At 29.5% G+C, this 8,943-nt stretch carries 9 protein-coding genes; 4 read left to right on the top strand and 5 right to left on the bottom strand.

From position 1 onward, the window contains the following. Positions 1 to 278: 278 nt before the first annotated feature. The 3 genes from AC5M21_RS15345 to AC5M21_RS15335 are packed head-to-tail and all read left to right on the top strand — an operon-like array spanning position 279 to position 4,231. The gene (locus AC5M21_RS15345; RefSeq protein WP_008790548.1) at positions 279 to 1,301 is read left to right on the top strand and encodes a lysylphosphatidylglycerol synthase transmembrane domain-containing protein; all 1,023 of its coding nucleotides are present in this window, start codon (positions 279 to 281) and stop codon (positions 1,299 to 1,301) included. Between the two features lie 4 nt (positions 1,302 to 1,305). After that, entirely contained in the window at positions 1,306 to 3,291 is a 1,986-nt protein-coding gene (locus tag AC5M21_RS15340; RefSeq protein ID WP_008790549.1) for a glycosyltransferase, read from the top strand. Beyond that, complete coding sequence (locus tag AC5M21_RS15335; protein ID WP_008790550.1) at positions 3,284 to 4,231, top strand: HD domain-containing protein; 948 nt, start codon at positions 3,284 to 3,286, stop codon at positions 4,229 to 4,231. Before AC5M21_RS15340 ends, AC5M21_RS15335 begins: the two co-directional genes overlap by 8 nt. A gap of 10 nt (positions 4,232 to 4,241) precedes the next feature. Here AC5M21_RS15335 and AC5M21_RS15330 read toward each other — a convergent pair whose 3' ends face one another. From AC5M21_RS15330 to AC5M21_RS15310, 5 genes are all read right to left on the bottom strand, one after another. Next, on the bottom strand, positions 4,242 to 4,931 hold the full coding sequence (locus AC5M21_RS15330; RefSeq protein ID WP_008790551.1) for a 5'-methylthioadenosine/adenosylhomocysteine nucleosidase: 690 nt from the start codon (positions 4,929 to 4,931) through the stop codon (positions 4,242 to 4,244). A gap of 56 nt (positions 4,932 to 4,987) precedes the next feature. Beyond that, positions 4,988 to 6,028 (bottom strand): glycosyltransferase family 4 protein, encoded by a 1,041-nt coding sequence (locus AC5M21_RS15325; RefSeq protein ID WP_008790552.1) that lies wholly within the window; start codon positions 6,026 to 6,028, stop codon positions 4,988 to 4,990. Positions 6,029 to 6,114: 86 nt separating this feature from the next. Continuing rightward, on the bottom strand, positions 6,115 to 6,519 hold the full coding sequence (locus tag AC5M21_RS15320) for an HIT family protein (RefSeq protein WP_008790553.1): 405 nt from the start codon (positions 6,517 to 6,519) through the stop codon (positions 6,115 to 6,117). A 54-nt stretch (positions 6,520 to 6,573) separates the two neighbouring features. Next, the gene (locus AC5M21_RS15315) at positions 6,574 to 7,434 is read right to left on the bottom strand and encodes a peptidylprolyl isomerase (RefSeq protein ID WP_008790554.1); all 861 of its coding nucleotides are present in this window, start codon (positions 7,432 to 7,434) and stop codon (positions 6,574 to 6,576) included. Positions 7,435 to 7,439: 5 nt separating this feature from the next. Continuing rightward, positions 7,440 to 8,414, bottom strand: coding sequence for a peptidylprolyl isomerase (locus AC5M21_RS15310; RefSeq protein WP_017143804.1), 975 nt, complete (start codon positions 8,412 to 8,414; stop codon positions 7,440 to 7,442). Positions 8,415 to 8,647: 233 nt separating this feature from the next. Between AC5M21_RS15310 and AC5M21_RS15305 the strand changes: the two genes are divergently transcribed. Continuing rightward, positions 8,648 to 8,725, top strand: a complete 78-nt coding sequence (locus tag AC5M21_RS15305) for a YjcZ family sporulation protein (RefSeq protein WP_081652836.1) — start codon at positions 8,648 to 8,650, stop codon at positions 8,723 to 8,725. The last annotated feature ends 218 nt before the right edge of the window (positions 8,726 to 8,943 follow it).

Below are 8,943 nucleotides of genomic sequence, written 5' to 3'. Positions count from 1 at the left end.
GACAATAGCAAGCTGCCAGTTCACTTCGGATATCCACACTGGATATCCTTTTTTTTGTCTTTCCTTCATTTCCTATTTTATTCCCCTTTTTCTTTCCTTATATGATAAAATGTAGTAAAATTATTATGATAAAGATAGGTATATTTTTGTAGAATCAAAACATAAAATATATGGATATCTATAAATAGCGATGGTTGAGATAATAGATAACTGATTCTCTTATCATCAGAAAGGAGTTTTTAAAGATAAGATATATTTTATCTTTAAAGAAATGACTTATGAGAAATAAAAAATATTTTTTAAATATTCTTATTATTTTACTCATTGGTGGAACTTCAATCTATTTATCAATTGGAGAACAATTTGATCAAGTACTTTTATCATTTCAAGAAGCAAAAATATCATGGATTGTTATTATGGGATTGATTATGTTCAGTTATTATTTATTTGATGCTCTTTCGCTTTGGTATTTTGGAAAAGCATATAAACAGGATTATACTTTTAAACAATCATTTGTGAATGCAATTAGTGGTACTTTCTTTAATGGCATAACTCCTTTTGCAAGTGGTGGACAATTTGCTCAAGTTTACATTTTTAATAAACAAGGCATAGTTCCTACAAATTCATCAAGTATTTTATTAATGTGTTTTATTTGTTATCAAAGTGTATTGGTTCTATATACTGGTGTTGTTGTATTGTTGAAATATAATTATTTTGTGACTGAACAAGCAGGTGTTTTTAGTCTAGCTATATTAGGATTTATGATCAATTTTGCTGTTATCTTAGGGTTGTTTGGTGGAGCTAAATCAAAAAGGTTACAACATTTTGTTACGCATAATGTTTTAAAGTTATTATGTAAGATGCATATTATTAAGGATTATGAGATGACATGTGCTAAAATAGAACAGTATTTGGCTGATTTTAGGGAACAGTTAAAATTTTTACAAAAAAATAGGATGGTTTTGGTAAAATCTTGTTTATGTAATTTTGTTAAGTTAACAATTATTTATAGTATGCCTTTCTTTGCAGCAAAGGCATTGAATTTAAATGTTTCGTGGTGGGAGTTTTTAGATTTTTTAGGATTATGTTCGTTTATCTATTTAATTAATGCTTTCTTACCAATTCCTGGTGCCAGTGGTGGTAGTGAAGGTATTTATGTTTTGTTATTTAGTTTCTTAGGAACTGTTGGAACGTCTTCTTCATTATTTTTATGGAGATTTATGTCTTATTACTTAGGACTTATTATTGGAGGGTTGGTTTTCTCATTAAACAAAGAAATTAATAGTTCGAGATTGGAGTGATTAAATGAATATTGCATTATTAAGTGATACTTATTTACCTGATATTAATGGTGTTGCTACATCTACACATATCTTAAAAAACGAGTTGAAAAAACATGGTCATCATGTTTTGGTTGTAACAACAATATTACCAAATGATAGCGATTATATTGATGAAGATGATATGGTTCTTCGTTTACCTGGTTTAGATTTAAAAAAACTATATGGTTATCGAGCATCTAATATCTATTCTTTTAAAGGAATGAAAGAATTAAAAGAATTTGAACCAGATATTATTCATATTCAGACAGAGTTTGGAATTGGTATATTTGGGAAGATTGCTGGTGAAATTTTAAATATTCCAGTATGTTATACATACCATACAATGTGGGCTGATTATTCACATTATATTGCGCCTGGGAATATTAAAGCTGTTGATCATGCGGCCAAAAAAATTATAGAAAAAATTTCTAAAATATATGGTGACAGTTGTTCAGAACTGATTGTTCCCTCGCAAAAGACGGCAGATGCATTAAGAGAATATGGAATTTCAAATTCAATTAATGTGATTGGGACAGGATTGCAATTAGATAAATTTTCTGTTAAAAACAAGAATCAAAAAGTGATGAATGACATTATTAAAGAATATCAATTGGAAAATAAATTTGTTGTTACTTTTTTAGGGCGAGTAGCTCCTGAGAAAAGTGTAGACTTATTGATTGAAGCGATGCAGGATATTTATTCAAAGAATCATCAGATTTGTTTAATGATTGTAGGTGGTGGTCCACAACTTGAAGAACTTCAGGAGTTAACAAAAGAGTTACAATTGACACATTGTGTTTATTTTACTGGTCCTAAAGAAGCTGATTTAGTTCCTTCATATTATCATGTCTCTGATCTTTTTGTTTCTGCATCTATTACTGAAACACAGGGATTAACATTTATTGAAGCAATGGCAAGTGGAATACCTGCTTTGGCTCGTTATGATAAAAATTTAGAAGGAGTTATTTTGGATGGGCGTAATGGTTTCTTTTTTGAGGATAAGGTAGATTTGACTCAAAAGATATTAGAATTAGCACAAACTGATCTTAGCCAATTATCTATGCATGCTGTTGAAGATGCTATGCAATATAGTAGTGAAAATTTTTATAAAAAGATTATGAATACTTATCGTAAGGCTTTATCGAAACATCATTATTGTTATAAGGTTGTTTCGATGGTGCCAGATAAAGGCAAAACTTATCAGGTTTCTTTTCAATTTGATAATCATCAAGTTATGCTCACTCTTTCTTCACAGGTTATTGATCGCTATGGTCTGAGTGTTGGACAGGTTGTTGATAGAGAAGAACTAGATGCCTTAAAAGATCAAGAGCAGGTCTCTAGAGCGTATCATTTGGCTTTAAAGTATTTAACATATAAGGACTATACTTATGCTAAGATGCAAAAAAAGTTAGCTGATAAAGGTGACTTTGATGATATCCAGATTGATATGACAATGGATATTCTGGTTCAAAAGAATTTAATTGATGATGCGGAATATACTAAAAATTATTTCCAGCGTTCTATTCGTTTAGGTCTTGGTATGAATAAGATTATATTTAATTTAAAGAATAATGGTGTTTCACCATTTGTCATTGATGAATTTTTAGCGAATTACTCACAAGATTTAGAATATGATAAGGCTTTTGAAATCGTTAAGAAATTGTATAATGAAAATACAAACAAACCACAATATGCACTTATTCAAAACATTAAACATAAACTTTTCAATAAAGGTTTTTCACAGGATGTTGTAGAACGTGCAATTAATAATTTTGATTTTGTGTTTCCAGAAGAACATACAAAGAAACTATTAACGAAAGAATATGAACGTGTATATAATCGTTATAAGACGAGATATGACAGTCATCAATTGAAGAGTAAGATTATTACATTTTTAGTCCAAAAAGGCTATGAATATGATGATGTTGTTAATATTATTAGTGAATTATGGGAGGATCCGAATGATTAAAATTAAAGATATGAAATGTGGAAATGATAATGTAGAATTTACAGCTATGATTTCTCATGTCACAACTGGAAAAACTAATGGAGCTAACAAAAGTAATTATCTTAGTATTGTTTTTCAAGATGAAACTGGAACAATTGATGCAAAATTATGGAATGCATCAGATGAGCAAATCAAGACATTAACAACTGGTGCAGTTGTAAGAGGAAAAGGGGATATTATCAAATACAGTGATGATCGCCAAATGAAAGTCATTGGAATAGACAATGTTTCTTATCAAGAAAATCAACAAGTTCAATTTTTATCAAAAGCACCTTTGGATGCTGATGTGATGATTAAGGAAATGATGGAATATGTCAAGCGCATATCTAATATGAAACTTTACACATTAACAAAGTATCTTCTTGAGCAAAATATTGAAAAATTGAAGATTTATCCAGCAGCAAGTAAAAATCATCACGAATTTGTTTCTGGACTGGCATATCATACACTGTCTATGTTGAAATTGGCTGATGCAATGATAGGGAATTATCCACAATTGAATGCTGATTTAATTTATGCAGGTATTTTGTTACATGATTTAGGAAAGACTGTTGAATTGAGTGGACCAGTTGTTCCAACATACACACTTGAAGGAAAATTACTTGGACATATTTCAATATCTCAAGCAATGATTCATGAAGCTGCTAAAGAATTAAATATTGAAGGAGAAGAGGTTATTTTACTTCAACATATGGTTCTCTCCCATCATGGTAAAAATGAATTTGGATCTCCTGTTCTTCCTCAAATTAGAGAGGCTGAGATTGTTTATCTCATAGATAATATAGATGCAAGAATGCATATGTTTGATAAAGCTCTTGAACAAGTTGAACCAGGTGAATATTCAAAACGTGTTTTTGCTTTAGAAAATAGAATGATTTATAAACCAAAAATGTATGATTAAAAACAGTGGTCTAATGCCACTGTTTTTTAATCATGTTTATAAATTTGAAAACAATATCTTTTGTTTGGTCAGATGCTTTTTTACAATTCTGCTCAAATGCTTGATGTCCAGTTAGTACTGGTGTATCAGTTATTGTCCTAATGACAATAAAATCAATAGCATTGACATAACAGACATGAGCAATACTTGCACTTTCCATATCAACACAAAGGGCTGCAAAGTTTTTGTTTAATGCTTCATGTTGTCCCTTGTCAATAAATGAGTCACCAGTTATTATTTTTCCTAAATAGGTATTTTGATTTTGCTGACATATTATTTTTGCAATATCCAATAATTTATTATTAACAAAAAAGGTAGCTGTAGGAAGATATGGATGGAATTCTGTAAGTATATCTTCTTGGACATCATGGTATGCAATCTCTTTAGAAATAACCGTATCAAAAAGTTTTAACGTATTACAGATTGCTCCAGCAGTACCTGCATTAATGATGATATCAACATGAAAAGTATCAATAAGGATTTGTGTTGCTAATGCTGCATTAACTTTTCCTACCCCACAATATAATGTCACTATTTCAACATTTTCAATTTGACTTTCATAAAATCTTAACATTGCTTTTTCTGATATTTGAACATTTTCAAGAGCTTTTAAAAAAGGAGCAAGTTCATCATCGCTAGCACAAATAATAGCTATTTTCATTAAAGATATCCTCCTTTATAAAAAGTGGAGCGAATGTCTCCACTTTCTTTGTTTTTTTATTTATGAGATATTTTCTTATTTTTGACAATACTGTTATAAAAATCTTTCCAGATTTTTTTAACATTTTCCTTAGAGTAATATTCACTAATTTCTTGAGAATAATGGCTATATAGATTATAGAGTTCTTGATTTGTTTGGAGTTCTTTGATTTTATTCACAAAACCCTCATTCGATATGTCTGATAAGTATTTTTGGAATAGAATATCTTTATATAGGTTTAAATCTCTCAATAGCAAAGGTTTTTGACTGTTAACGGCTTCTAATATAGCCATTGGAAATAACTCGTTATATGAAGGCATAAAGAGCACGTCAGCAATGTTATAAATATGATTCATTTTTTCCCTAGGTATAATTCCAATGAATTTAACATTCTGAGGGGGATTGTTATAGATTTCTTTTAATTCCTCATAACCATCAGTAATCTTTCCAAAAGAGAAGCCACCAGCCCATACAAATGTCATTTCAGGTAATTGTTTGGCAACTTCTACAAAATCTTTCACGCCTTTACGGGTTTGAACTTGTCCAACGCCTAAAACAACAAAAGCATCTTTATTGATTCCATAATCTTGACGTGTTTTTTCAATAGAATCATCATTTTCTTTATAAAAAGCATCCTTAGATACATAATTAGGTATATATCTAATTTTATCACGATGAATCCCAAAAGAAACCAAATCTTCAATAAAAATAGGATTAACAACAATCAAATAATCAGCAGTATTATAAAAATAAGTAATATATTTCTTAAAAACACTTAAAGCAGATTTTGGCAAATTGATACTGCCATCAAGTGTATCTGGTAAAAAGTGAACATAAGCCACATTGACTGATTTATTTCTCTTCATCTGAATGAGATATTTTGGTAAAATTGTATGACAATGAATAATATCAGCAGGTTTTGAATTATTAATAACAACTTCAAAATCATCTTTTAATTCATCTCGAATTAATGAAACCTGTTCTAAATATGCACTTCCAACTCCTTGACCATCTACTGAATCAGCATTTGATAACATGTTAATTTTAATTTTTTTCATGGTAAACTCCTTTACTCTTTTATTATATGTATGTCTAAAACAAAAAGCAAGAATTCAATTGTTTTCATGACTCTTGCTTCACGTTATCAATCTATGATTTGTTGATAAATAGTCTCTAAATCCACATCACCTGAGCGATCAGTATATTGGATATGGAAAGGATCATCTGTCTGATAACGAGGAATAATGTGAATATGAAAATGATGAACACTTTGACCTGCAACTTCATTCATATTAGAAACAATATTGAATCCTTTGGTATTCATTTTTTCTTCAATCTGGCATGCAACTCTTTGGACAACAGACATCATATGTCCTAATGTCTCTTGATCAACATCTAAAACATGCTGATAGTGTTTTTTAGGAATAACTAGGGTATGTCCATTTGTTGTTTGACTTAAATCAAGAAACGCCATACAAACATCATCTTCATATAAAATTTTACCAGGAATTTGGTGACTTGCGATCTTACAAAAAATACAATTATCCATAATCATAACCTCCATCTCTCATATTTTACAACAAAAAAAGAATAAGGGGAACCCTTATTCAATATATTCACTAGAAAGTTTTTTTATCGCATCTTTTATTTTTGAATCATTGACTTTAAAATTGTATTTTTTAAGATAGATACCTTCAATTTCCTTTTGAACATCACCGTCACTAGTTAATTTATTAATTAACTCATCAGTGTTTTTATGATCAGTATTATAAAGATATAAAACTGCATAAGAATCATCACTTAACTTAATAGCTTCACTATAAACACCATCTTTATTGACAGCAGATAATTGACTTAATTGTGATTTTAAATTATCATCCAATGTTGAATTCTTTGTAACAATTCCAGCATCTTCACCATTTGTACCAGCATCTTTTAATTTTTTATCAAATATTTCTGCACTTGTAGATTCTTTGATAATTGTCAAAGCTTCTGATTCTTTTGTAACAACAATCTTCTTAAAACTTACAACTTGATAATCTTTAATCATCTTTTCTAGATTTTCCTTGATATACTTATTTCTTAGAAGTTCTTGCTTAACATCAGGAACCAAAACTTCTTGACTATATTCTTCTTTAGAATCATATCCTAAACTCTTTGCATATTTCTCTAAATCGCCATTCGCATTTTTAGCATATGTTTTCTCTCTTTCAGCAACGAGCTTATTAATTTCTTCTTGATCAGTGACCTCTTTATCAGCAATAGTTGTTAAAGCTTCACTCAACACTTGTTGAGCACCATATTGATCTAAAAGTTGATTGAAATAATCTTGTTTTGTCATTTTTAATTCACTGCCAGTAATCATAGCATCATCGCTTTTACTGACTTTTACACTATAGCCTGAATCAGATGAACAAGCAACTAATAATCCTCCACAGAGGAGTAACATCATTAATTTTTTCATTATGTTTATCCCTCTCTTTCTTCAGATCTCGCTTTTAAAGCTTCATCAACGATTTCTTTAACATTTTTTTCAATTTTTTCATCACTATATTTTAATTCATAAGTGTTAAAAGCTAAATAAACAATGTAACTATCATAAACCAGTAAAGGAGAATCAATATCGATTGTCTCTAAATCCTTCTTGATTGTATCCTTGTCAGTACTTGTACAATATAAGAAATAATAACCATTCGTTCCTTTAATTGCATCAGATACTTTTCCTTTTTCTAAAGATAAAGCTGCTTTTTCAACATCTTCACCATAAGAATCTTTTAATCCTGATGTTGAATCAATAATTCCTAAATTACCTTTAGCACTCTTTGAGTCATCATCTGAATAAGAAGAAGCAATTTCAGCAAATCCTTTATCAGTTTTTAAAAGTGATTTGACTTCATTCAATTTCTCAGTTTCAGTTTCTGTTGGTTTGTCTGGATCACTCATTGATACTTTAATCATACTGATATAACGAGGCGCTTCTTGTTTATAATAATCTTCAAAAACTTCATCAAAATTTGCTTTTACATATTTTTTAATAAATTCAGAATATTGTAAAGATTGAATTAATGATTCTTTATATGCATCCATACTTTCATAACCACTTGATGATAATGCACTTTCTAATTGTTTTTGAGCTTCATCATTATCACTGTATTGATTTTTATAACTTGCTTCAATATTAGAAACAATATTAGAGGCATTATCCTTCATATCTGATGTTACAGGAAAGTTTGCAGTAATAAGTTGATCTAATAAATAAGTAAATAAAGCATTTTTCCCTGCAGTAGACGAAGATAGCTTTTCATAAATATCATCAGCAAGAATATTTTTGCCATCGATTGATGCGACAACATATTTACCATCTTCTTTCACAGCTGATGAAGAACATCCACTGAGAACTAGCAAACTTGCGAGGGCAAGTCCTAAAAGTCGTTTTTGTTTCATATAAACCTCCTTGATATAAACACTATAATTATACACGATATCAATATTTTTTCAACTTATGTAGGCAATAACACAAAATTTATTGATATTTTACCATAATATATAATGTGCATAGAAGGAGGGCATGACATGGATAAGGGAAGTCATGGTTGTCGAATTGAGACAACAATTGTTTTATTCATCTTGTTGATTATATTCTGTTGTTGTATTTAATAAAAAAAGGAGGGAATTCTATGTTAGCTCATCAAGGATCTTTTACTTTAATTCTTGTATTATTTATTTTATTAGTCATCATTTGTGGAATTTGTTAGCAGGTAACTCTATAGACAAAGCTCTATAGAGTTTTTCTTTTGAAAATAGAAAATCTGTCTATAATAAAATTATTATCGTATGACTTGTCATTTTTGACAAATTTACGTAAAATATATGTTCGAAAGGGGCGTATTTTATGTCAACTTTAATAATTAAAGATTTACATGTTGAAGTCGGAGAAAAAGAAATTTTAAAAGGTATTGATTTAACTGTCAAT

The organism is Coprobacillus sp. (assembly GCF_984815275.1).
The sequence above is the reverse complement of the archived record's forward strand: the minus strand, read 5'-3'. Positions and strand labels throughout refer to the sequence as shown.